20 protein-coding genes are annotated in these 24,794 nt (G+C 64.1%); 11 read left to right on the top strand and 9 right to left on the bottom strand.

Annotation, left to right across the window (positions count from 1 at the left end):
• The first annotated feature begins 2 nt into the window (after positions 1-2).
• The 3 genes from eutC (at position 3) to BM190_RS16845 (ending at position 4,854) form a co-directional block, all read left to right on the top strand.
• On the top strand, positions 3-788 hold the full coding sequence (gene eutC, locus BM190_RS16855; protein WP_092256789.1) for an ethanolamine ammonia-lyase subunit EutC: 786 nt from the start codon (positions 3-5) through the stop codon (positions 786-788).
• A 208-nt stretch (positions 789-996) separates the two neighbouring features.
• The gene (locus BM190_RS16850; protein WP_018315688.1) at positions 997-3,363 is read left to right on the top strand and encodes an efflux RND transporter permease subunit; all 2,367 of its coding nucleotides are present in this window, start codon (positions 997-999) and stop codon (positions 3,361-3,363) included.
• A 222-nt stretch (positions 3,364-3,585) separates the two neighbouring features.
• Entirely contained in the window at positions 3,586-4,854 is a 1,269-nt protein-coding gene (locus BM190_RS16845; protein ID WP_177237112.1) for an MFS transporter, read from the top strand.
• On the opposite strand, the gene BM190_RS16840 is transcribed toward BM190_RS16845, so the two are convergent.
• Positions 4,820-5,653: a hypothetical protein gene (locus tag BM190_RS16840; protein WP_092256781.1), complete on the bottom strand. Its 834-nt coding sequence runs from the start codon at positions 5,651-5,653 to the stop codon at positions 4,820-4,822. The genes BM190_RS16845 and BM190_RS16840 overlap by 35 nt on opposite strands.
• A gap of 92 nt (positions 5,654-5,745) precedes the next feature.
• Positions 5,746-6,243, bottom strand: coding sequence for a hypothetical protein (locus BM190_RS16835; RefSeq protein WP_018315692.1), 498 nt, complete (start codon positions 6,241-6,243; stop codon positions 5,746-5,748).
• 460 nt (positions 6,244-6,703) lie between these two features.
• Here BM190_RS16835 and BM190_RS16825 point away from each other — a divergent pair, with 460 nt between their 5' ends.
• From BM190_RS16825 to BM190_RS16800, 6 genes are all read left to right on the top strand, one after another.
• Positions 6,704-6,937: a hypothetical protein gene (locus BM190_RS16825; RefSeq protein ID WP_018315694.1), complete on the top strand. Its 234-nt coding sequence runs from the start codon at positions 6,704-6,706 to the stop codon at positions 6,935-6,937.
• 192 nt (positions 6,938-7,129) lie between these two features.
• Positions 7,130-8,014: a squalene synthase HpnC gene (gene hpnC / locus BM190_RS16820; protein ID WP_092256772.1), complete on the top strand. Its 885-nt coding sequence runs from the start codon at positions 7,130-7,132 to the stop codon at positions 8,012-8,014.
• Positions 8,004-8,843: a presqualene diphosphate synthase HpnD gene (gene hpnD / locus BM190_RS16815; RefSeq protein ID WP_092256769.1), complete on the top strand. Its 840-nt coding sequence runs from the start codon at positions 8,004-8,006 to the stop codon at positions 8,841-8,843. Before hpnC ends, hpnD begins: the two co-directional genes overlap by 11 nt.
• Complete coding sequence (gene hpnE, locus BM190_RS16810; RefSeq protein WP_092256765.1) at positions 8,843-10,099, top strand: hydroxysqualene dehydroxylase HpnE; 1,257 nt, start codon at positions 8,843-8,845, stop codon at positions 10,097-10,099. The genes hpnD and hpnE overlap by 1 nt, the downstream gene beginning before the upstream one ends.
• Before the next feature lie 64 nt (positions 10,100-10,163).
• The gene (gene shc / locus BM190_RS16805) at positions 10,164-12,161 is read left to right on the top strand and encodes a squalene--hopene cyclase (protein WP_092256761.1); all 1,998 of its coding nucleotides are present in this window, start codon (positions 10,164-10,166) and stop codon (positions 12,159-12,161) included.
• Positions 12,158-12,907, top strand: coding sequence for a phosphorylase (locus tag BM190_RS16800; RefSeq protein WP_177237111.1), 750 nt, complete (start codon positions 12,158-12,160; stop codon positions 12,905-12,907). The genes shc and BM190_RS16800 overlap by 4 nt, the downstream gene beginning before the upstream one ends.
• A gap of 107 nt (positions 12,908-13,014) precedes the next feature.
• Here the strand turns inward: BM190_RS16800 and BM190_RS16795 are convergent, their stop codons facing one another.
• The 4 genes from BM190_RS16795 to ispH form a co-directional block, all read right to left on the bottom strand.
• On the bottom strand, positions 13,015-13,548 hold the full coding sequence (locus BM190_RS16795; protein ID WP_092256755.1) for an REP-associated tyrosine transposase: 534 nt from the start codon (positions 13,546-13,548) through the stop codon (positions 13,015-13,017).
• A 66-nt stretch (positions 13,549-13,614) separates the two neighbouring features.
• Entirely contained in the window at positions 13,615-14,280 is a 666-nt protein-coding gene (locus tag BM190_RS16790; RefSeq protein WP_092256753.1) for a hypothetical protein, read from the bottom strand.
• A gap of 1,646 nt (positions 14,281-15,926) precedes the next feature.
• Entirely contained in the window at positions 15,927-17,087 is a 1,161-nt protein-coding gene (gene hpnH, locus BM190_RS16780) for an adenosyl-hopene transferase HpnH (protein WP_018315701.1), read from the bottom strand.
• A gap of 36 nt (positions 17,088-17,123) precedes the next feature.
• Positions 17,124-18,050: a 4-hydroxy-3-methylbut-2-enyl diphosphate reductase gene (ispH, locus tag BM190_RS16775; protein ID WP_018315702.1), complete on the bottom strand. Its 927-nt coding sequence runs from the start codon at positions 18,048-18,050 to the stop codon at positions 17,124-17,126.
• A gap of 462 nt (positions 18,051-18,512) precedes the next feature.
• On the opposite strand from ispH, the gene hpnN reads away from it, so the two are divergent.
• Positions 18,513-21,101 (top strand): hopanoid transporter HpnN, encoded by a 2,589-nt coding sequence (gene hpnN, locus BM190_RS16770; protein ID WP_092256750.1) that lies wholly within the window; start codon positions 18,513-18,515, stop codon positions 21,099-21,101.
• Here the strand turns inward: hpnN and BM190_RS16765 are convergent.
• Entirely contained in the window at positions 21,069-21,707 is a 639-nt protein-coding gene (locus tag BM190_RS16765) for a DUF2147 domain-containing protein (protein ID WP_177237110.1), read from the bottom strand. The genes hpnN and BM190_RS16765 overlap by 33 nt on opposite strands.
• 141 nt (positions 21,708-21,848) lie before the next feature.
• Between BM190_RS16765 and hpnO the strand changes: the two genes are divergently transcribed.
• Positions 21,849-23,240 carry an aminobacteriohopanetriol synthase HpnO gene (gene hpnO, locus BM190_RS16760; RefSeq protein WP_018315705.1) on the top strand — a complete coding sequence of 464 codons (1,392 nt, stop codon included), beginning with the start codon at positions 21,849-21,851 and terminating at the stop codon, positions 23,238-23,240.
• A 149-nt stretch (positions 23,241-23,389) separates the two neighbouring features.
• Here the strand turns inward: hpnO and BM190_RS16755 are convergent, their stop codons facing one another.
• Positions 23,390-24,157 carry an anti-sigma factor family protein gene (locus BM190_RS16755; RefSeq protein ID WP_092256744.1) on the bottom strand — a complete coding sequence of 256 codons (768 nt, stop codon included), beginning with the start codon at positions 24,155-24,157 and terminating at the stop codon, positions 23,390-23,392.
• On the bottom strand, positions 24,154-24,705 hold the full coding sequence (locus BM190_RS16750) for a sigma-70 family RNA polymerase sigma factor (RefSeq protein ID WP_092256741.1): 552 nt from the start codon (positions 24,703-24,705) through the stop codon (positions 24,154-24,156). The genes BM190_RS16755 and BM190_RS16750 overlap by 4 nt, the downstream gene beginning before the upstream one ends.
• Positions 24,706-24,794 lie beyond the last annotated feature (89 nt).

Raw genomic sequence — 24,794 nt, 5'->3', positions numbered from 1 at the left:
ACATGTCTGATCCGGCCCTGCCGCGCCGTCCGACCCTCGATCTGCGGGCGTTCACGCCCGCGCGCGTCGCGCTCGGCCGCAGCGGCGCGAGCGTGCCGACCAAGGCGCTGCTCGATTTCACGCTCGATCATGCCCGCGCCCGCGATGCCGTGCATGCCGCCTTCGATGCGCCGCGTCTGGCCGCCGATCTCGGCGCGCTGGGCCTTGCCGTCACGGAGGTGAGGAGCCAGGCGGTCGACCGCAAAGACTATCTGCGGCGGCCGGATCTGGGACGACGACTCGACCCCGGCTCGGCCGAGGTCTTGGCACGAGCGGCCTCGGCGCCGTGCCGGCTTGCGCTCGTGATCGGCGACGGCCTGTCCGCGGCGGCGGTGCACGCCCATGCGGTGGGGCTGGTGGGGCGCCTGCTGCCGCTGCTCGCGGAAGGGGACGACGTCGCGGTCGGCCATGTCGTCGTCGCCTCAGGCGCGCGCGTCGCGCTCGGCGACGAGATCGGCGCCATTCTCGGCGCGCGCATGGCCCTGATGCTGATCGGCGAGCGGCCGGGCCTGTCCGCGCCCGATAGCCTCGGCGCCTATCTGACCTTTGCGCCGAAGCCCGGCCGCACCGACGCCGAGCGAAATTGCGTGTCCAATATCCACCACGCTGGGTTGAGCTACGACGAGGCCGCCTTCAAGATCGCCTGGCTGGTTCGCGAGGGGCTGGCCCGGCAGGTCACCGGCGTGGCGCTGAAGGACGAGAGCGCGGACCGCGCGCCGCGTCGAATTGGCACATCTTCGCCGGGATGACCTGTGGTCAGGCCCCGAAATCGCCGCATCTTGATCGATTTGCCCACACTTCGCCTGCTTGCGAGAAGGGTGATTGACCTGCTAAACCCCGGGCGGCGATTTTCCGCGCATTTTCAAAGGGCAAGCCTCCCATTGGTATGGCGTTTTCAAGCCGTTCGCGGGGCGCAATAAGCTCTCAGACCGAGCCGATTTAGGAACTGGATAAGGCATGCTCGAAAAGCACAGCGAGAATGAGGTTCATGTCGACAAGGTCGAGCAGGGACCTACGTCCTCGATCGCCTTCGGGCTGGAACGCATCGGGCTGATCGCCGTCCGGGCGCCGATCGTCTCCTGCATCGTCCTGCTCGTCCTGATCGTCGGCGCCGTGTTCGGCATCCACCGGATCAAGATCGACGATTCGCTGTCGCAGCTGTTTCGCTCCGACAGTCGCGAATTCCACCAATATGAAGAGGTGACGAAGAAGTTCCCGGCCGAGGAATTCGACGTCCTCGTTGTGGTCGAGGGCAAGAACCTGCTGGCCCGGAACAATCTGGAGAAGCTGCGCGACTTCATCACCGACCTGCAACTGGTCGAAGGCACGCGCGGGCTGGTCTCGCTGTTCTCGGCACGTCAGGCGCCCGCGCCGGGCAAGCTGCCGGCGGCGCTGTTCCCGGCCGAGCTTCCCGAAGGCGCCGACTACGACAAGTTCATCGAAACCGTCAAAAACAACGAGATCATCCGCGGCAAGCTGTTGTCGGAAGACGGCACGCTGGCGCTCGTCGTGCTGTCGCTCGATCCGGAGGTGGTGGCGTCCAGCAAGCTGACCAAGACCGTCGGCGACATCCGCGCGCTGATGAAGGAGGATCTCAGCGATACCGGTCTCAACGTGCAGCTCTCCGGCGTGCCGGTGATGCAGCTCGAGATCCGCAATGCTGTCGAGCGCGACGGGCTGACCTACAACATCCTCGGCATCCTCGCCGGCTGCATCATCGCCATCATCTTCTTCCGCAAGATCTCGTTCATGGTCGCCGCGGCGTTTCCGCCGATGATCGCGATCCTCTTGGCGCTCGGCGCGCTCGGCTGGGCCAATTTCAATCTCAACATGTTCCTGAACGTGATGACGCCGCTCATCATGGTCATCAGCTTCTCGGACTCGATGCAGCTCACCTTCGCCGCGCGCGACCGGCTGATCGCGGGCCAGGACAAGTTCACCGCGTTCAAGAACGCGGTGCTGGTGGTGGGCCCGGCTTGCGTGCTGACGCACGGCACCGCCGGCATTTCCTTCATCGCGCTGCAGTTCTCCAACTCCGACCTGATCCGCAAGTTCGGCGAGGCGGGCCTCGCCGCCACCATCATCGCGCTGGTTGCGGTGCTGTCGCTGGTGCCGGTGTTCGGCGTGCTGCTCGTGCGCAACGAGAAGACGTTCGCGGTCAAATTCCAGAGCGCAGATGCCGGCGTCCAGGCGCTGCGCAATTTCTGCTACTGGATCGCGGTGCGGATGGTGGGCCGGCCCGGCCTGTTCAGTCTGATCGCAGTGCTGTTCGTCGGCGGCCTCGGCGTCATCTACGCCAATCTGGAGCCGCGTTACCGGCTTGCCGACCAGGTGCCGGACAAGCGTCAGGCCGTCGCCGCCAGCAACCGGCTCGATGCCAAGCTCACCGGCGCCAACCCGGTCAATGTGCTGATCCAGTTCCCCAAGGGTGAATCGCTCTATTCGCCGGAGACTCTGCAGACCATCGCGGACGTGCATGCGACCGTGGAGAAGGCGGCCGGTGTCGGCAATGTCTGGTCGGTCGAGACCCTGCGCCGCTGGCTTGCGGAAAAGGCCGGCAGCGCCGACGTCGCCACGCTGAAGGAATATGTCAGCGTCATTCCCGAGCATCTGGTGCGGCGCTTCATCGATGCCGAGCAGGACGCGGTGGTGGTCGCCGGCCGCGTGCCGGACAAGGATTCCAGCCAGCTCCTGCCGATCGTCGACAAGCTCGATGCCGAGCTCGACGCCGTCCGCAAGAAGCATCCGGGCTACGAGGTCGCGGTGACGGGCCTTGCCGCGATCGCCGCGCGCAACTCGGCCAGCATGATCGAGAAGCTGAACCGCGGGCTCACCGTCGAATTCGCGCTGGTTGCGATCTTCATCGGCCTTGCGTTCCGCTCCTGGGTGGTGATGTTCGCCTGCATCCTCCCGGGCATCTTCCCGGTGGTGATGTCTGGAACGGTGCTGTGGGCGATGGGGGAGGGCCTGCAATTCGCCAGCGTCGTCGCGCTTACCGTCTCGTTCGGGCTCGGCCTCAGCGCCACCATCCACTTCCTCAACCGCCTCCGGCTCGAGAGCAAGCCGGGTGTCGGCTCCGCGCTCGCGGTGGAGCGGGCGACGGTGCTGGTCGGCCCGGCGCTGATCCTGACCACGGTGGTGCTGGCCTGCGGCCTCGTCGTCACCGTGTTCTCCGACCTGCCGTCGCTGCGGCTGTTCGGCTGGCTCAGTGCGTTCTCGATGGTGATGGCCCTGGTCGCCGACCTCTTCATCCTGCGGCCGACGGCGATGTGGCTGATCAATCTGCACGCCAAGCTGCAAGGGACCGACAAGCCGGCGATCTAGTCGTCATCGCCCACACCACGGCATCCGCACGATTCCGGGAGAGCCCACCCGCGTCCGCGCGGAACTGCCGATCTTTTCTTCACGGCTGAACGAACCTTTGCTGTGCCGGCCTGTTCAACCAGAGCTCGGCTCCAGCTGATATTGTCGTTCCAACAAACAAGCGTGCGAACGATGGCACTTTGAGAAACTTCGACGACAGCCTCAGCTCTGAGGATGGGCGACATGCGCGCTGAGCCGGCTGATGAGGCGGCGTCTGGAGGTGGCATCGACAGCGTCGAGGCGCCGGATCCGACTCTTGCCAGCCTGGCTCGAACGGCCGGACCTGGCGCGTCCGCGCCAGATTGGGCGAAGGTCGCCCTCGTGACCGCAACGGTGGGCGTGTTCGCGGTCGCGGTCGGCCTGTCGTCGCCGCTGCTCGCTCTCGTTCTCAAGAGCGAGCAATTCAGCGGCCTTCTGATCGGCACCAATGCCGCGATGATGCCGATCGGGCTCTTGAGCTCCGCGCTTTGCGTGCCGCGTCTTGTGCAGGGAACGGGCGCCTACAAGGCTGCCGTCGGGCTTGCCCTGATCGCGGCCGCAGCGCTCGCCCTGATGATGGTCTTTCGCACGCTATGGATCTGGTTTCCGGCGCGGTTCGTGCTTGGTCTCGCCATCGGCGGCTTCTACATCGTCAACAAGGCGTGGTTGAACGAGATCGCCGTGCCGGTCTATCGCGGCCGCGTCATGGGACTCTATGCGGCCGTGCTGGCCGCCGGTTTCTCGCTTGGGCCCTTCGCGCTTGCGCTCACGGGCTCCTCGGGGTGGTGGCCATTCGCGGTCGGCATATTGGCCCTGCTCGCCGCTGCGCTGATCACGGCCATCTTCGCGACGCGGCTACCCAGCTTCTCCGTCAAGGAGCGCACGCCGATCACGAGCTTCATTCCGCGCGCGCCCGTGCTGCTCGCCGCGGTCGCGACTTTTGCCCTGTTCGATCATGCCACGCTGACCTTTCTGCCGGCCTTCGGGATGAGGAACGGATATTCCGAGCAGGCGATGGCCATCGGCCTTGCCTTGCTCAATGGTGGCAACGTGTTCCTGCAAGTGCCGGTCGGCTGGCTTGCGGACCGGTGTCCGCGGCGGCTCGTGCTTTTGGGGCTTGCAGCCGCGACCGCAGCCGGCGCTGTCCTGCTCGCCATTGCCGTCCAGCAGGGACTGCTCATGCTGTTCATACTGCTGTTCGTCTGGGGCGCGTGCGCATACGGCGTCACCACGGTCGCGCTTGCCGAACTGGGCGATCGTTTCGGTGGCCCGACTTTGCTGGCGGGCAGTGCGGCCTTCACGCTCGCCAGCGGCATCGGCGGAATGTTGGGCGGCCCGCTCACCGGCGCTGCCGTCGACACTGCCGGCGACAGCGGCCTGATCCTGGTCCTGGCAGGTGCCTACGGACTGCTCGGGCTGCTCGTCGCGGCTGTCCCGCTCACGCGTCGAGCCGGACGATCCCGTACGGATTGAACTTGAAATCGCTCTCGGCGTAGTCCTGCTCGTGCGACAGCATGAGCTTGCGATCGCGCAGCGTCGCTTCGATGCCGTGCTCGGCCATGGCGTTGGCGATCTCCTCCATCAGCATCACCGCGGACCATTCGTTGCCGAGTGGTTTCGCGACGTGGACCTCCGGCAGGCCGACGAGGTGATAGCCGACGCTCTCAAAGTAGCGATCGCCGGCGAGCGGGCGCTTGGCGAAGGCGAGGCGACAGGCCTTGCCGACGGCGAGGGTCATGCTCAGGCCCTGGCTGGTGATGGCGCCCTTGCGCGCCTGATCCATGAGACTTCGCCACCGCGCGACGCCGTGGGCAATGCCGGCGCTTTCGCCTTTTGCGGCCACGGCGCCCGCGTCGAACATTTCGTCCACGATCTGCAAGGCGGCGGCCGAAAAGACGGCCGTCTTCTGCTGAGCCATCGGCGGGCCCAGCACGTAGAGGACTGATTTGTGGTTGGCCACGGCAGCCTCGTCCGCCGCGGACCATGCCTTCGGAAAGACGCGGTCCCAGCACACGCCGAACGACCGCGCCATGTGCGGATCGGGCTTTGCTTGCGAATGGGTGCGGTCGATCTCGAAACCGAAATCGGCGATCGTCTCGGCCACCGCCTTCGGCGGTCGCAGCAGGCTTTCGTTCTTGCCGAGGAAGCAGAGCACGTGACGCGGCTTCACGGACGAAGGCTGCATGTTCGCTCCCTGGTGATCATTGGCGAAGGCGCGAGAGGCCACGAAGAGCCCGGCGGCCTTGAGCAGATGCCTGCGTATCGGGTCCATCTCGGCAAGTCCGTTCCGGGTAAGTTCATGTCAGCAAAAAGCCCCCGGCTCGCGAGAACCGGGGGCCATGATTCCATTGAAGCCGGACGAAATCAGCTCCTCGTCATGGTGATGTTGACGCCGCGGATCTCGCCCTTGGAGCTGATCTGCACCGTCTGCTTGGTGCCGTTGGTGCGCAGCGACAGATTGGCGGCGAAGCCGTTGGCCTCGACGAACACGTCGATCTGGCCGCCGCCGGCGGTGCCCTGGAGGTTGCCGAAGATATTGCGGCTGGACTCGCTCCAGTTTCCGGAGATGCGCTCGCCCTGGCTCGTCACGTCGCTGGTGAGGTCGAACTTGTAGCTGTCGGACGCGCAGTGCAGAGCCTGCTTCAAATTGAGGCCGCTGCCGGCGACCTTGTAGTCGGCCTTGCAGCGAATGCGCTCGGTGGAGCCGTCGGACAGCGACACCGTGCCGGTGCCGGTCCACGCGCCGTCGAAACCGGCAAAGGGGCCGGACGACTGAGCGTGGCCTGCCGAAACCGAGAAGAGCAGCGCCGCTCCGATGCCGGCCGCCTTGATTGCCAGTCCAGATCGCCCAAAGAATTTCATCTCAAATATCCCGTTTTGGAACGACGCCCGCTTACGCGTGATAACGTCTCGCCACATCGAAAGTTTAGTGCTCCGAGCCAGTGTCAGGTTCAAAGCCCGGCCGCCAGAGATGGCGGTTCACGACGCCTCTCGCCAGTCCTGGACCGGTCGATTTGCCCTGTTTCTGCGTGTTTCCGGCGGGAAAGGCGGGGCGGACAGATGCAGCTCTGCAACAGGTATGCAGTAAAACGCAGCGCTTCCGAATTATGACGTAGTATCAATCTCTTACATCTGCCAATGAAGGCGCAGGGAAGACCTGATTTGGTGGGCGTGGCGCCAATTTGGCCGCATTTGCCAGTGCTTGTGCCTTCTCTGAGGCCGCACCTCCCGCGGCGACATGCCATCAGAACAATCCGTTCCGGTCGTCCGCCCTGTGCAGTCCGAGTCCGGTGCGATTCTGCCGTCAGAATGAAGGAATACAATGCGTAAGCTTCTCGTCGCTCTCACCCTGCTGTCGGCTTCTGTTTCGACGGCGGCGTTCGCCCAGCAGGGCCGTGGCACGGACGCCGAGCAGAAGGCCTGCACGCGCGACGTGCAGAAGTTCTGCCGTCCGGTCATCGACCAGGGCGATTTCACCATCCTGGCCTGCCTCAAGGAGAACCGGGCCAAGATCTCCCAGGCCTGCGACCAGGTCCTGAAGACCCACAACCAGTAAGCTCGGCCACTGGCCTACAAAAGGCGACCTTTGGGCCGCCTTTTCGGGCCCGATCCGCAAGGGGCAGCCATCGAGAGACAGGATTGGTTTTGCGGCCGTATTCCCTTATATGGGGGCCGCGGCGGATCGCCGGCATGAGCCCGCGCGAGCGAACAAGCCCTTCCTGTCCAAACGATTGTAAACCAGCCCTCGATGACCTCTGCGAGCGAATTGCGATCCGGTAAGGGTGACCGCGACGAGAATTTTCCCGTCGCGTCCTGGATCATTCATCCGCGTCATCGTGCCCTGATCCTGGCGTATTACAATTTCGTCCGCACCGCCGACGACATCGCCGACCACGCGACCCTGCCGCCCGACCAGAAGCTCGCTTATCTCGACCTGCTCGAGGCGGAGCTGCTCGGCAAGGGCGAGACCCAGGCTGAGGCCGTCATCCTGCGCCGTGCCCTGGCCGAGCGCGGCATGGCGCCGCGCCATGCGCTCGACGTGCTCATCGCGTTCCGCATGGACGTGACCAAGCTGCGTTACGAGAACTGGGACGAGGTCATCCACTATTGCCGTTACTCGGCGATGCCGGTCGGCCGCTTCATGCTCGATGTCCACGGCGAGAGCACCTCGACCTGGGCCGCATCGGATGCGCTCTGCGCAGGCTTGCAGATCAACAATCACCTTCAGGATTGCGGCAAGGATTTCCGCGAGCTCAACCGCGTCTATCTGCCGCGCGATGCGCTGGCAGCACACGGTGCTTCCGTCGAGCAGCTCGGGCTGACACAGTCGCCGCCGGCGATGCTGGCCTGCCTGCAGGCGCTTGCGTCGCGCAACGAAGCGCTGCTCGACGAGGGCAGGTCGCTGGCCGCGGAGATCCGGGATTTCCGCCTCGGCGTCGACGTCGCGGTGATCCAGGCCTATGCCGATCGCATCGTGCGCCTCTTGAAGGTGCGCGATCCCCTCCGCGAGCGGGTGCACCTGAACAAGTTCGAACTGCTCATCTTCAGCCTTGCCGGAATGATCGGCGAGGCCGGCCGCCGCGCAATCGGACGCAAGGCCATTTCCAGACCGGGGACTGCACATGACGCTTGAGGCGACCTCGCCCGGCGCCAATTATGGCTCGACCGCATCCGGCAGCTCGTTCTACGCCGCGATGCGCATCCTGCCGCATGACCAGCGCGAAGCGATGTTCCAGATCTACAGCTTCTGCCGCCAGGTCGACGACATCGCCGATTCCGACGGCCCTCGCGCGGAGCGGCTCGCCGCGCTTCAGGAATGGCGCAACGACATCTACGCGCTCTATCAGGGCAATCCGCCGCCGCGGCTGAAGGACTACGTCGGCTCGGTGAAGACCTTCGGCCTCAAGCGCGAGGATTTCCTCGCCATCGTCGACGGCATGGAGATGGACGTGCCGCAGGACATCCGCGCGCCCGACATGGCGACGCTGGATCTGTATTGCGATCGCGTCGCCAGCGCCGTCGGACGGCTGTCGGTGCGGGTGTTCGGCCTGCCCGAGGAAGACGGCATCCAGCTCGCCTATCATCTGGGCCGCGCGCTCCAGCTCACCAATATCCTGCGCGACATCGACGAAGACGCTGGCCTTGGCCGGCTCTATCTGCCGCGGGAGGCGCTGCTGCATGCCGGCATCACCTCCGACGATCCGAACCGCGTCATCGCCGAGCGCGCGCTGCCGAAGGTCTGCCTGCCGCTGACGCAGCGTGCGAAGGCGCATTTCGAGAAGTCGGACGAGATCATGAACCGCAACAAGCGCCGCACGGTGCGCGCGCCGCGGATCATGTCGAAATACTATCATTCCATTCTGGATCTCCTGATTGCGCGCGGCTTCAACGCGCCGCGCCAGCCGGTGCGTGTGTCAAAGGTCACACGTATCCTGATCCTGCTCCGCTACGCTTTCATCTGATGCAAAAGACAGCACATATCATCGGCGCCGGGATTTCCGGCCTTTCCGCCGCCGTGCGGCTCGCCAATGCCGGCTTCAAGGTCGCCGTGCACGAGGCGACGCAGCAGGCCGGCGGCCGTTGCCGTTCCTATTTCGACGGCGCCACCAATCTCACCATCGACAACGGCAATCATCTGCTGCTGTCGGGCAATAGCCACGCGCGCGCCTATGCGCGTTCGATCGGCACCGAGGCGGGCCTCGTCGGTCCTGAAACTGCGCAGTTTCCCTTCGTCGACGTCAAGACCGGGCAGCGCTGGCAGATCGATCTCGGCAATGGTCGTCTGCCGACCTGGGTGCTCGACGAAGGCCGCCGCGTGCCCGACACGGGCCTCACCGATTATCTGAAGCTGGCGCCGCTGATCTGGGCGTCGGAAGACACGTTGGTCGGCAAATCCATTCCTTGCGAAGGCCTGCTCTATCAGCGTCTGGTGCAGCCACTGCTGCTCGCGGCGCTCAACGTCGATCCGCCCGAGGGCTCGGCTGGCCTTGCCGGCGCCATCGTGCGCGAGACGCTGCTTGCCGGCGGACAGGCCTGCCGTCCCCTGATCGCGCGCGATGGTCTCAGCGCCGTGCTGATCGAGCCGGCCGTGAAGTTCCTGCAGGACCGTGGCCATACCGTGCAGCTGGGCCATGAGCTGCGGTCCTTCACCGGCACTGATGGCAAGGCCAGCGCGCTGAATTTCGGCGGCGAGGATGTCGTTCAGATCGGGGAGGGGGACGTCGTAGTGATGGCGGTGCCGCCGCGCGCTGCTGCGAGCCTGCTGCCGGGCGTGAAGACCCCGACCGAATTCCGCGCCATCGTGAACGCGCATTTCCGGATCACACCGCCGCCGGGTTCGGCGCCGATCCTGGGCGTGATCGGCGGCGTCGTGGAATGGCTGTTCGCGTTCCCGAACCGGCTGTCCGTCACCATCAGCAACGGTGACCGGCTGGTCGACATGCCGCGCGAGGAACTCGCGCAGGCGATCTGGAACGACGTCTGCAAGGCCGGCGGGGTATCCGGCGAATTGCCCCCCTGGCAGATCGTGCGCGAGCGTCGTGCCACATTTGCGGCGACGCCGGCGCAGAATGCCCTGCGTCCGGGGCCGGTCACTGCGCTGAAAAACCTGTTCCTCGCGGGGGATTGGACTGCTACGGGATTGCCTGCAACCATCGAGGGATCGGTTCGATCCGGTGATCGCGCCGCCGATCTGGTTCTCGCCGCCAAAGGATCCTGAAAGGCGGCCCTGACGGGCAGACGTCCCGGCCAATTTCAATCGACTATCGGAGCAATCGAGCGAGATGGATTCCGTGAACGCGACCAGCCGCGAAGCCCTTCAACCAGGGACCTTGCAACCAGGAATCTTGCAATCGGGCATCCTGGAATCGAGCATTGCATCGGCGACACAGGGCGTCCTCGACTTCCAGCAGGCGGACGGCCATTGGGTGTTCGAGCTCGAGGCCGACTGCACGATTCCGGCCGAATACGTCCTGTTGCGCCACTATCTCGCAGAGCCGGTCGATGCCGTGCTCGAAGCCAAGATCGCCAATTATCTGCGCCGCGTGCAGGGCGCCCATGGCGGCTGGCCGCTGGTGCATGACGGCGAGTTCGACATGAGCGCCAGCGTGAAGGCCTATTTCGCGCTGAAGATGATCGGCGATCCCGTCGACGCCCCGCACATGGTGCGCGCGCGCGAGGCCATTCACGCCCGCGGCGGCGCGATTCACAGCAACGTCTTCACCCGTTTCCTGCTGGCGATGTTCGGCGTCGTCACCTGGCGCGCGGTGCCGGTGCTGCCGATCGAGATCGTGCTGCTGCCATTCTGGTCGCCGTTCCACCTCAACAAGATCTCATACTGGGCGCGCACCACGATGGTGCCGTTGATGGTGCTCGCAGCGCTGAAGCCGCTCGCCAAGAATCCGAAGGGCGTCGGCATCGACGAATTATTCCTGCAGGATCCGCGCTCGATCGGCATGACCGCGAAGGCGCCGCACCAGAGCATGGCCTGGTTCGTGCTGTTTCGCTCGCTCGACGCCATCTTGCGCGTGATCGAGCCGATGTTCCCGAAGGCCTTGCGCAAGCGCGCCATCGATGCGGCGCTCGCCTTCACCGAGGAGCGGCTCAACGGCGAGGACGGCATGGGCGCGATCTACCCGCCCATGGCCAACATCGTCATGATGTACGACGCGCTCGGCAAGGATGAAAACTTCCCGCCGCGCGCGATCACACGCCGGGGCATCGACAAGCTGCTCGTGATCAAAGACGACGAAGCCTATTGCCAGCCCTGCGTCTCGCCGGTGTGGGACACGACGCTGACGGCGCATGCGCTGCTGGAAGCTGGCGGCGACAAGGCGGTGCCGGCGGCCAAGCAGGGCCTCGACTGGCTGATCCCGAAGCAGGAGCTCGAGCTGAAGGGCGACTGGGCCGTGAAGCGGCCCGACGTGCGTCCGGGCGGCTGGGCCTTCCAATACAACAACGCTCATTACCCCGATCTCGACGACACCGCCGTGGTGGTGATGTCGATGGACCGCATGCGCCGGGAGCACGGTGCGACCGGCTACGACGCCGCGATCGATCGCGGCCGGGAGTGGATCGAGGGCATGCAGAGCGACGATGGCGGCTGGGCCGCCTTCGACGTCAACAATCTCGAATACTATCTCAACAACATCCCGTTCTCGGACCATGGCGCGCTGCTCGACCCGCCGACCGAGGACGTCACGGCGCGCTGCATCTCGATGCTGGCCCAGCTCGGCGAGACCGAGAAGACCAGCAAGCACGTGGCCGACGGGGTCGCCTATTTGCGGAAGACCCAGCACCCTGAGGGCTCCTGGTACGGCCGCTGGGGCATGAATTTCATCTATGGAACCTGGTCGGTGCTCTGCGCCCTCAACATGGCCGGGGTCGACCACGGGGATCCCATGATTCGCAAGGCCGCGGATTGGCTGGCCTCGATCCAGAACAAGGACGGCGGCTGGGGCGAGGACGCCGTCAGCTACCGCCTCGACTACCGGGGATGGGAGGCCGCCCCCTCGACCGCCTCGCAAACGGCATGGGCCTTGCTTGCCCTGATGACGGCAGGCGAGGTTGATCACCCGGCCGTCGCCCGCGGGGTGGAGTACCTGATTGCAACACAGAACAAAAAAGGACTGTGGGACGAGCAACGGTACACCGCCACAGGCTTTCCGCGTGTATTCTATCTGCGATATCATGGTTACCCGAAGTTCTTCCCGCTGTGGGCGTTGGCGCGGTATCGGAACTTGCGGAACACCAACAGCAGGGTGGTAGGGGTCGGAATGTGACTTTGGGGACGGGGGACTATCTTACCGCGGGTAATGCCATCGACCCGCGGCCGATACTGATCGTGACCGGACTGGTTCAGGAGGCCCGCATCGCAGCCGGGCCCGGAATGGCGGTTATTTGTTCATCCAGCAGCCCGACCCAGTTGCGGGCGCTGCTGACGGTGGTGGATCCGGAGACGATTCGCGGCGTGATCTCGTTCGGCGTGGCCGGCGGGCTCGACCCGAGCTTGCGCTCCGGCGACGTCGTGCTGGCGACCGAGGTGCTCGACGGCGACACCCGTTGGGCCGCAGGGCTCTCGCTCGGCGACGAATTGATCGACCGCCTGACCTCGGGCCGTCGCCGCGTGGTGCGTGGCAGCCTCGCCGGTGCCGAGGAAGTGGTCACCAAGCGCGCCTGCAAGGCGGCGCTGCACTCGGAGACGGGCGCTTCGGCCGTCGACATGGAAAGCCACATCGCCGCCGCCTACGCCGCCGAGGCCGGGCTGCCCTTTGCCGCGGTCCGCGTCATCAGTGACCCCGCCCACCGCGCGCTGCCGGCGCTCGCCCGTGCCGCGATCAAGCCGAACGGCCAGATCGACCTCGCCGCCGTGCTGCGCGGCATCGTGCGCAATCCGGCAACGCTGCATGCGCTGGTCTCGACCGGCATCGACTTCAACCGCGCGCTGCGGTCGCTGCGTGGTTGCCGAGATTATCTGATCGGGACCGAGATCATCGAGAGCGAGGAGCTGGTGTCGAAGGCGGCCTGAGGGGCGACGGAAAGCTGGGAATAGAGGAAAGGCCCGGTCGCGCGACCGGGCCTTTTTCGTTGGGGCGTAGGATGGGTTGAGCCCTTGCGAAACCCATCACTTTCCGATCACCGCTCTCCATAATCGCGGCCATCATCTGACTGATCGCCCGCCCAATCGGCTGGATAGGTGCCGAGCTCCACGTGACGATGAAACGAGGACGGCGCCCAGTCGCGGACCCGGTCGACGAGCCTGTGTTTGACCGGATTGATATGAACATAATCGACGTGCCGAACGAAATCGATTTCGTCGCGAATGGTATGCTCCCAATATCTGCGTTGCCAGATGCCCCGTTCGCCTTTGGTCGAACGGCTCTGGGATATCCTCTCGTTTCGCGGCAGACGGCGCGAAAACGCGGACTTGATCAATTGCCAGCGCATCGCAAAATCGGCGTCGCCTCCGGGCAACGTCCACACGGTGTGAAGGTGATCTGGCAACACCACGATGGCATCGATCGTAAAGGGATGGCGCCGGTGCGTCTCACGAAACGCGGAGCGCAACAGTCCGACATGATCCGTCAGCAACGATAGCTTCCGCTCCGCCAGATTGACGGTGACGAAGAAGCATCCGCCCGGAACTAGGTTGCGACGGTACCCGGTCATGGGCGTGAGGTTATCACGAAACAAGTGTGATGGGTTTCGCGAACAGCTCGACCCGTCCTACGGGCTCTACCCATCCGGGCTGTGCGCTTCAGCCTTGGCCAGACACAGATCGCGAAGTTTCGGGGCTTCTCGGGAAAGACTTTGGCGATCGCGAAGACCGCGATTTCGTCCCTCGTATAGAACGCAAACGCTAAGGAGCGTTGCAATACTGACGTTCGACGCACGAATGCCAAATGAATAATTCAACCCGCTGACCAGGCAATCATTGAATCTCTCGGATAAAAGAATCACCGTGAAGATGACATTGCCTTTGGCGTCCGTTCGAGTATTTGAGAGGCACCTTGCGTCATCAGTAATTCGCCCCTTGAGATCATCAATGACATGCTCCGGGATTCCCAAAGTCGTGAAAGCGGCTCTGTCATTCTTCAAACGAAGAAACACGTTCGTGTCATGAAACACCGCGATTGAAGAGCTCGTCAGGCTCCGATCGACCTTCTTTCCAGCGGCGCGCGAGATGTCACCGAGAACCTGTTGAACGAGGTAGAGACTGTTCGGCGAAAGGTTGCCAACATCAAAGAAATTGAAGGCTGGCTCGCCTGTCGACATCGCGACTTCCATCCCGTTGGATTCGTCTCTCTGCCAGATGAAATGTTGGAAGCTCTGGTCCTCCTGAGCCACGGAAGGCGATACACCGCACGCAAGCAATGAGAACGAGATCAGCGCGACGGCCATTGCTCGCACGGCGACATCCCGACCAGCTTGAGCTAGTCGTCCCCTTACCGAGCAAATCGGGATATGTCCTGTTCCCTGCACATGGACGACGGGAAGGGGGGAAGCATTCGATCGGGCGGTAACGACCGCTCCAATTGGCCCCGGCAAGATTGCGAAAAATGCTCTTGCTGCGCTTCGAAAACGCGACGCTGGCAAGCGCCTCTCAGCAAATTCATGGTTGGCTACTAACATCGGCAAACTCTTGGCTCGTAGGATGGGTAGAGCGAAACGAAACCCATCGATTGCGGAAGGTGCAACGATGGGTTTCGCGAAGAGCTCATGGATCCCACGCCCTAGCCGCCTGTTTCTCAGTTGTGAAGTCAGGGCTGAAGCCGCGCGCGACGGCAGCTTGAAGCGATGCCCAAGTTCCGGTGGTCTCCCGCTGGGGGCGTAAAATGACGGCGTCACCGTGCCGCGCCACCTCGATCTCATCGCACGGCAAATGAAACTGCGTCGGCAATCGGACGAACTGAGAGCTGCCGGACTTGAAGATCCTGGTGATGTGGGGCAGGTCAGCCTCCTGTAGACGCTGACGCGAATATACAGCTTTAGGTCGAAGCACGCGAGATCGTTCATCGTGCATTCTTCCCTCCTTCCGTAGGATTGAAGGCGGGGACAATGAGACGACCGCTGTCTTCGACCGATGGGGAGCGATGCGGCAAGCTGCAAAACGACCCGTCGGGCAAAACATCCGTAATCCGTCAACCCCCTCCCACAAAAATATTCCACTTTCCCGAATTTCGGATTTATGGCATAGAGCGCTTATCCCGGCCCTCCCAGAGGGGCGCTTCGCGATCGTCACGAGATGCGGGTCGGGGTGCGGTGGACGCGGCAGCGCCGGCGCGAGAGGCGATGACAGGGCGGGCAACCGCGAGTCATAAGCATCGCGGGACGAACGGCGTGGTCACAGCGGTTTTGGTCGTCGTCCGGGGGCGAGCACACGCTAGCTCTCGGCGATCAGGCCAGACCGTCCGCGGACGGAGAAGTCGTGTGGTCCTGACGCCCGCAGGCTGGCGTCAAGCCTTGCGGTGATGCGGCGGCCCGACCGGGCGCGTGCATCGACCAGCCGCAACGCGACGGGGGCAACAGTGCATCGCTCCCCGAGGAGAGCACGAAGGACACCGTTAAAACCATCCGCGCAGGGAAGGCCGGGCGACCGGCAACACCTGTAGTCCACCCCGTGTGCGTTTTTCCATGCACGCGGACCGCGGGTGCCGCCGGCGCCCGGTCTTCCCTGCGCCCTCTGGCTTTCATGGGCGTGAACGAACAGCAAAGCTCGGGCGAAAGAAGCCGCGAGAGTGCGCAGGTGTGTCTGCGAGGAAGAGCGCTGATGGTGAAAGCGAGCCGGTGCCACATACGCCGTCATTGCGAGCGCAGCGACTTGTCCGCCGAAGCCTTTGGCGAAGGCGGAAGCAATCCAGAATCCTTCCGCGGAAGGATTCTGGATTGCTTCGTCGCAAGAGCTCCTCGCAATGACGGCATGGAGAGAGCGGGCAAGAGCGCTGTAGCGCGTCCGGGACACGGGCCGCTCGTCTGACGGCGCACAAGACAAAGGCCCGTTCGCGTTCGCGATCGGGCCTTTCTCAGTTGCAAATATGATTGCCGCTTTACGCCGCGGTCGAAGCCTTCTGCGCGGCCTTCGCCTGCGCGGCCTCGGCCTCGTCCTTGCGGATCTCCGACAGGCGCTTCTGCACTTCCGCCGAGAAAATGTACTGCGCCGGGCGCTGCTTGCTCATGTCGATCTCCGGCGCCATGGGACCAGAGGTCCTGATGCCGCGCAGCGACACCCACATCGCCTTCAGCGGGTTGTTGAGGGCTGCGGTCGCCGCGGTCGGCTCGTAGCCGCAATGGGCCATACAGTCGGCGCACTTCTCGTACTTGCCGGTGCCGTAGGTCTCCCAGTCGGTGGTGTCCATCAGCTCCTTGAAGGTCTTGGCGTAGCCTTCACCGAGCAGATAGCAGGGCTTCTGCCAGCCGAAGATATTGCGCGCGGGCATGCCCCAGGGCGTGCACTCGTATTCCTGGTTACCGGCGAGGAAGTCCAGGAACAGGCCGGAATGCATGAAATTCCACTTCTTGCCCTTGCCCATCGCAAAGACGTCGCGGAACAGCTTCTTGGTCTTGGTGCGGTTGAGGAAGTGCTCCTGGTCCGGCGCGCGCTCATAGGCGTAGCCGGGCGACATCGAGACGCCGACACCGAGCTCGACGGTGAGATCGAGGAACTTCGCGATCTCCTCGGCCGGATGGCCGTCGAAGATGGTGGCGTTGACGTTGACGGTGAAGCCGCGCGCCTTGGCCGCCTTGATTGCGGAGACGGCGCGGTCGAACACGCCCTTCTGCGACACCGCCTTGTCGTGATGGTCCTTCAGGCCGTCGAGATGCACGGAGAAGAACAGATACGGGGAGGGCTCGAACAGATCGAGCTTCTTCTCGAGCAGCAGCGCGTTGGTGCAGAGCGAGACGAACTTCTTGCGCTCAACGAGGCCGCGCACGATCTCGCCGATCTCCTTGTGGATCAGCGGCTCGCCGCCGGGAATGGCGACCATCGGCGCGCCGCACTCGTCGGCCGCGTCCCAGCACTCCTGCGCGGTCATGCGGCGGTTGAGGATCGCATCCGGATAATCGATCTTGCCGCAGCCGACGCAGGCGAGGTTGCAGCGAAACAGCGGCTCCAGCATCAGCACGAGCGGATAGCGCTTGCGGCCAAGCAATTTCTGCTTGAGCAAATAGCCGCCGATACGCATTTCCTTGAAGAAGGGGATGGCCATTACAAGTTTCTTTCTGGGCTTTTCAATTCGGGTGGGTCAGCTCGCAGCCAGTTGGGCCGGAAGCCGGAATTCGATGTTTTCCTCGCGGCCCGGCAACACCTGGACCTTGACCGGTCCGATTCGCCGCATCGCTTCGATCACGTCATCCACGAGTACCTCGGGCGCCGAAGCGCCGGCCGTGATGCCGACGGTCCTGGCATTTTTCAACCACTCCGGATTGAGCTCGCTGCCGTCGGCAATCAAATAACTCGCAACGCCGGCTTCGGTGCCGATTTCGCGAAGCCGGTTCGAATTCGAGCTATTGGCAGCGCCCACCACCAAGATCACGTCGACCAGCTTGCTCAAGTCCCTTACCGCAGATTGGCGGTTCTGTGTCGCATAGCAGATATCCCGGATATCCGGACCTTGAATATCTGTAAAGCGGGTCTGAAGGGCCGCGATGATATCCTTGGTGTCGTCGACCGACAGGGTGGTCTGGGTGATGTAGGCCACTGGCGTATCCGCCGGCAGCGTCAGGGCCGTAACCTCTTGAACGCTTTGGACAAGCAGCACGGGGGCGGGAACCTGGCCCATCGTGCCCTCGACCTCGGGGTGGCCGGCATGGCCGATCAGGATCAGCGTGCGGCCTTTGGTGATGTAGCGCTTCCCCTGATTGTGAACTTTCGTGACCAGCGGGCAGGTGGCATTGAGCACGGGAAGGTCGCGCGCGGCGGCCTCTTCCTCGACGCTGCGGGCGACTCCGTGAGCGCTGAAGACCGTCACCGCCTTCGGCGGTACCTCGGACAACTCCTCGACGAAGATGGCGCCTTTGTTCTTCAGGCTCTCGACGACGTATTTGTTGTGCACGATCTCATGGCGCACGTAGACGGGCGGGCCGTACTTCTCCAGCGCCCGTTCCACGATCTCGATCGCACGCACCACGCCCGCGCAGAAGCCGCGCGGTTGCGCCAGATAAACTTCCATTGGTCGCCCATCACGCAAGTTGCACCAATCCGCTTCGTAAGTCCCGGCGGCACCTCGATACTGACCAATGCGTTGCAATATCCGCACCATTGGTCCGCGCACGCGGTAGCCACCCACCCCCGTCGGGGCTCCGGCGCATGGAGGCGCAATACTTTGTGTCAAAAAATCGGCGGTAAGGAAAGCTCGAATGGACCTGGGTTCCCTGCCGAGCCGATTTTACGGTATTATAGTAGAGACGTGGGTGTATGCAAGCCAGCGACATCAGTGACCAGCCCTTCGTCACGTTCCCGCCTCAACTCCCCGGCTATACCGACCGCCCCGCATGATTTTGCCACGGTCTGCCGCCGTTTACCTCGAACCTTCTGGCGGCGAGAGCCTCTCAAAACAGCAATAGGTTTCGCCCGGGAACTCCGATAAACAGCGGGCGTTTCCGGCAAGCTGTTAACCGCAGAAAGAAAAGAAGTGCTGCAAAGCGTAGTCGTTGCCATCGTCAGGGCCTGCACCCGGTTTGCCTCCCTCGTCGTCGTTCTCGGGCTCCTGCTGTCGGTGGGAGCGGGCTATTACGCTGCGCGCCACTTCGCCATCAACACCGACATCAATTCGCTGATTTCCCAGAACCTCGACTGGCGCAAGCGTGACCAGCAGTTCGACAAGGCGTTCGATCAAAACGAAACGATCCTCGCTGTGATCGAGGCCCGGACCCCGGAGATGACGAGCGCCGCGGCGGACGCGCTCTATGCCAGGCTGAGGGACGACAAGACCAACTTCCAGTCCCTGCAGCAGCTCGGCAGCGGGGAGTTCTTCGAAAAGAACGGACTGTTGTTCCTGCCGACCGAAGAGGTCGGCAAGATCACCAGCCAATTCGAATCTGCAGCGCCCCTGATCGAGATCATGGCTGGCGATCCCTCGATCCGCGGCCTGACCGGCGCGCTGGAGACGGGACTCGCCGGCGTCAAGCGCGGCCAGGTCAAGCTCGACAACACCGAGCGTCCGTTCAACCTGATCGCGCAGACGGTCGAGACCGTGCTCAACAAGGGCAATGCGAGCTTCTCCTGGCGCGAGCTCGTCAGTGACGAGCCGCTGAAGGATTCGGACAAGCGCGCCTTCATCGAGTTCAAGCCGATCCTCGACTACAACGCGCTGGAGCCCGGCAAGGATGCCACCGACGCGATCCGCAAGGCCGCAGTGGATCTGGATTTTGCGACCAAATACCAGGCCCGGGTGCGGCTGACCGGTCCGGTCCCGATCGCCAACGAGGAATATGCGACCGTCCAGGAAGGCGCCGTCGTCAACGGCGTCGGCACGGTCCTCGTCGTGCTGCTGATCCTGTGGCTGGCGCTGCACTCGTCGAAGATCATCTTCGCGGTGTTCGTCAATCTCTTCGTCGGCCTCGCGCTGACGACCGCCGCCGGCCTGATGATGGTCGGATCGTTCAACCTGCTGTCGATCGCATTCGCGGTGCTCTTCGTCGGCCTCGGCGTCGATTTCGGCATCCAGTACAGCGTCCGCTACCGCTCCGAGCGCTACAAGCACAACGATCTCACGGGCGCGCTGGTGCTGGCGGCGAAGCGATCGGCGGTGCCGCTGTCGCTCGCGGCGATGGCGACCGCGGCTGGCTTCCTTTGCTTCATGCCGACCGACTACAAGGGCATCGCGGAGCTGGGCCAGATCGCGGGCGTCGGCATGCTGGTGGCGTTCCTTTCCTCGATCACCGTTCTGCCGGCCATGCTGAAGCTGCTGAATCCGCCCGGCGAAAAGGAGCCGGTCGGTTACGCCTTCCTGGCGCCGCTCGATCACTTTCTGGAGAAGCACCGCGTGCTGGTCGTGGGCGGCACGCTGATGCTGGCGCTCGCCGGCCTGCCGCTACTCTATTTCATGAAGTTCGACTTCAACCCGATGAACCTGCGCAACCCGAGGGCCGAATCGATCGCGACCTTCCTCGATCTGCGCAAGGATCCCAACACCGGCGCCAATGCCATCAACGTGATGACCACGTCCGAGGAGCAGGCAAAGCAGGTCGAGGCGAAGCTCGAAAAGGTGCCCGAGGTGCTGCGGGTGATGTCGCTCAACAGCTTCGTGCCGGAGGATCAGCCGCCGAAGCTGAAGCTGCTCGCGCAGGGCGCCAAGGTGCTGAACCCCGCACTCAACCCTGATCAGATCGATGCGGCGCCGACCGACAAGGAAAACGTCGAGGCGCTGAAATCCTCGATCGACAATCTGCGCCGGACCGCGGGCGATGCGAAGGGGCCGGGCTCGATCGCCTCGCGCCGTCTGGCAGACGCGCTCGAAAAGCTCGCCAATGGCGACGAGGCCACGCGCAACAAGGCGCAAGACGTGTTCGTCACGCCGATGAAGATCGTGTTCGACCAGCTCAGGAACGCGATGCAGGCCGGGCCCGTCACCCTGAGCTCACTGCCGCCCGATCTCGTCAGTGCCTGGAAGAGCAAGGACGGCATCATCCGCGTCGAGGCGCTGCCCAAGGGCGATCCCAACGACAACGACACGCTGCGCAGATTTGCAGCGGCGGTGCTCGTTGCCGAGCCGACCGCGATCGGCGGGCCGGTCTCGATCCTGAAATCCGGCGACACCGTGGTGCGGGCGTTCATCCACGCCGGCATTTACGCGCTGCTGGTGATCGGCCTCTTGCTGTGGATCACGTTGCGGCGGTTCGTCGACGTGCTGATGACGCTGGTGCCGCTGCTGGTTGCCGGCGCGGTGACGCTCGAGATCTGCGTGTTGATCGGCCTGCCGCTCAACTTCGCCAACATCGTCGCGTTCCCGCTGCTGCTCGGCGTCGGCGTCGCCTTCAAGATCTACTATGTCGTGGCCTGGCGCTCGGGCAGGACAAACCTGCTCCAGACCAGCCTGACGCGCGCGATCTTTTTCAGCGCACTGACGACCGCAACCGCATTCGGCAGCCTGTGGCTGTCGAGCCATCCCGGCACGTCCAGCATGGGCAAGCTGCTGGCACTCTCGCTGGTGACGACGCTCGCCGCCGTGCTGCTGTTCCAGCCGGCCCTAATGGGCAAACCCCGCAATCTCAGGGAGTAGGCAGATGTCGCCGACCGGGTCGGCGGCACCTTTCTGACCCGGCTTGGCGGGGGCGGTGGCGCTCTTCGGGACCCCCGCCGCCGGCGCAGGCGCCGCTGTCGCGCCCATCGTGCCCTGAGCCTTCGGCGCCGCGCCGGTGGACTTGGGCGCGCCCTTGGCCATGGCATTGGCGGTGCTCAAGGGGATCGGCGGGCCGACCCGGGTCCAGGTCTCGCCGCCGCAGAGGAAGCCCATCACGCAGCCCTTGATTTCGAGCTGGTCGGCGCCGGCCGGCGTGATGGTCGCGCTATAGAGCTGGCCGTCCTTGGCGTTGTAGACCTGCCCTTCCCATTGATCGGCGCCGGGCTTCTTCTTCATGTCGATCAGCGTCGCCATGCCCAGCGTCGGCCTGGTCTTTTTCGAGGCATCCGGATTGTTCTCGTCACGGCCGCCGGGCTGCTTTTCCCAGGAAACCGCGCCCCACATGCTGCCATTGCATTGGGCGACGCGAATGTTGGCGACGCCGTCGGCAACCCGCCAGTCGCCGGTGGGATCCGCGGCGAGCGCCGGGGTCAGGCAGGTGTAACCGCCAACCAGTATTAGTCCGGTGTAAAGGGCTAAACGCATGATAGTTCCTTGGCAGTGCAACATGGGCTAAAGCTGTGCTTGCGAAGATGGTCCGAAAAAGGGCAAAAGGCCGCACAGACCGTTTTCAGTAACGGTCCCTTTTCAGTTGACGAGACGGCCCTCAACCGAAGTATGTAACGGATGCACAGCCCAAATCCAGACATGTCTGAGCTTTTCGCGGACCGTCAGGCCCAGCGCAGCACCCTGCATAATCGGTATCTGAACGAGCAGTTCGTTCGGGTTCTCAAGACCATCGGCTACGATGTCGGCTTCCAGAAGGGGCAGGGGCAGTATCTCTACGATCGCGACGGCGCGCGCTATCTCGACCTGCTGTCCGGCTTTGGTGTGTTTGCGATCGGGCGCAATCATCCGGTCATGCGCGACGCGCTCAAGAGCGTGCTCGATGCCGACCTGCCCAACCTCGTCCAGTTCGACGTTTCCGTGCTTGCCGGAGTGCTCGCCGAGCGGCTGCTGAAATATGTCCCCTATCTGGACAAGGCGTTCTTCGCCAATTCCGGCGCCGAATGCGTCGAAGCCGCGATCAAGTTCGCGCGCGGCGCCACCGGCCGCCCCGGCATCGTCTACTGCGCCCACGGCTATCATGGCCTGACCTATGGCGCGCTGTCGCTGACGGGTGATTCGAACTTCCGCACCGGCTTCGAGCCGCTGCTGCCGGGCTGCACCTCGATCCCGTTCAACGATCTGGCCGCGCTGGAAAAGGCGCTGGCCTCGCGCGAGGTCGCGGCGTTCGTGGTCGAGCCGATCCAGGGCAAGGGCGTCAACATGCCCACCGACGAGTTCCTGCCGGGCGCGGCTGCGCTCTGCAAGAAGTACGGCACGCTGTTCGTCGCCGACGAAATCCAGACCGGCATGGGCCGCACCGGCCGCTTCCTCGCGGTCGAGCATTGGAACGTCGAGCCCGACATGGTGCTGCTGTCGAAGTCGCTATCTGGCGGCCACGTGCCGGTCGGCGCGGTGCTGACGCGCAAGGCCATCTTCGACAAGATCTTCAACCAGATGGACCGCGCCGTCGTGCACGGCTCCACCTTCTCCAAGAACGACCTCGCGATGGCCGCAGGCATCGCCACGCTGGACGTGATGGAGTCAGAGAAGCTGATCGAGTCCGCCGCCAAGCGCGGCGCCGAGCTGCGCCTCGCGCTGACGCGCATGGTGCCCGGCTACGAGCTGATGAAGGAAGTGCGCGGCAAGGGCCTGATGATCGGCGTCGAGTTCGGCCCGCCGAAATCGCTGCGGCTGCGCGCCTCCTGGAACGTGCTGGAGACAGCCAACAAGGGCCTGTTCTGCCAGCTCATCACCGTGCCGCTGTTCAAGGATCACAAGATCCTCACGCAAGTGGCCGGTCACGGCAGCCACACCATCAAGCTGCTGCCGCCGCTCACCATCACCGAGGAAGATTGCAGCTGGATCGAAAAGGCGTTCGACGACGTCATCGCCGGCAGCCATAAGGTCCCCGGCGCGATCTGGTCGCTCGGCAAGACGCTGGTGGACAACGCGGTGAGAAGGTCGGCCTGAATTCGGCCGAGCTATCCCGGCAACCGTCATTGCGAGCGAAGCGAAGCAATCCAGACTGTCTCTGCGGAGGCAACCTGGGGCTTCGTCGCTAGCGCAAAGTTGCTTCGCAATTTTATCGCGAGCTCCTCGCAATGATGGTGTAGCAAGATCTACCCCTCCACATTCGCCTTCATGGCTGTCTCGAACTTGTCGACGAACTCGGCGAGCTCATCGGCGCCGATGTCGCTGACGGCCCAGAAGTTCAGGCCGCGCTCGCCCCAGCGGCGGCAGTTGAAGCCCTGCATGGTCTGGGTCTTCGGCGGCCGATGCTCGGTGCTCGCGGTCTGCGCCACGAACAAATTGATGACGTGCTGGCGACGCTTGTAGACGACGGCGCCAATGGCGCGGGCGTCGATATAGTCGAGCCGGCCGCCGACCAGGGTAAAACCCTGCGCGGTAAGATCGATCACGGGCGGGGCGACATCGAGCTTGCCGTTGAACCACGGCTTGACCGTGTGCTGGTCGGTCGAGATCACGTCGGTGAGGTGGCCAGCCTGCAGCGAGCGCAGATGCGCGGAGACGACCTCCGAGAGGATGCGCTGCTGGTCGTCCTGGCGCAGCACGATGGCGACGATTCCGGTTGCGGCGAGCGCGGAGACCGCCGAGCCCATCGCAAAGCCACGCAGCACGGAGCGGCGGGTTGGCTGCTGGCGCTGCAGTTGCGGCAGCGAGGCCTCGATCCTGGTGCGCAGGCTTGCGGGCGCGCTGTAGCCCAGACTGGTATTGGCCAGCACGCGCTGCATCTCGCGCTGTGCGGCAAGCTCCGCCGCGCAGTCCGGGCAGCTGGCGATATGGGCTTCGACCTCGCGCGCGTGGCCGGCATCGAGCTCGTTGTCGAGCAGCGCGTGAAGCAGGATCCTTGCTTCGTCGCAGGTCATTTCGCTTGCTCCTCTTCCGCCGTCCAGGCCGCGCGCAGCAGGGTACGGGCGCGAGCGAGGCGGGACATCACGGTGCCGATGGGCGCGCCGACGGCTTCTGCGATTTCACGATAGGAAAGGTTGTTGATCTCGCGCAGCACGAAGGCTTCCCTGAACGGTTCGGCGAGCGCGTCGATCAGCCTGCGGATGGCGCCAGCATCGCGGCTGCGCAGCACTTCGGTCTCGGGACTTGCCTCGCTCTCCTGCCATATCGGCGTCTGCTCGTTGGCGCCGGGCGTGTCCTCGATCGCGCTGGGCCGATGCGCGCGCCGCGCATATTCGGCGTTGCAGACATTGCGCAGGATCGCGAACAGCCATGGCTTCATCGCCGGCCCGCGATAGCTGTCGAAGTGCTTCAACGCGCGCAGATAGCACTCCTGCACCGCATCTTCCGCGTCGGAGGCGTCGCGCAGCAGATAGCGCGCGAGCGTGTAGACGTCGTCGAGATGGGGCAGCGCCGCCTCGCGGAAGCGTTGCGCCTTGTCTGGATCGTCATTTGTCGGTGGCATCGCCGCTCGCTTTGCCGCTTCGCCTGATGTCGCCGGAGACGCAGGAGCCCGGCCGGCGTGGGACCACCGGCCGGGCAAGACGTTGATGC

Source organism: Bradyrhizobium sp. Rc3b, assembly GCF_900114915.1.
Lineage (GTDB): Bacteria > Pseudomonadota > Alphaproteobacteria > Rhizobiales > Xanthobacteraceae > Bradyrhizobium.
Note: the sequence above shows the minus strand (reverse complement) of the source record. Positions and strands in the feature narration are given on the sequence as shown.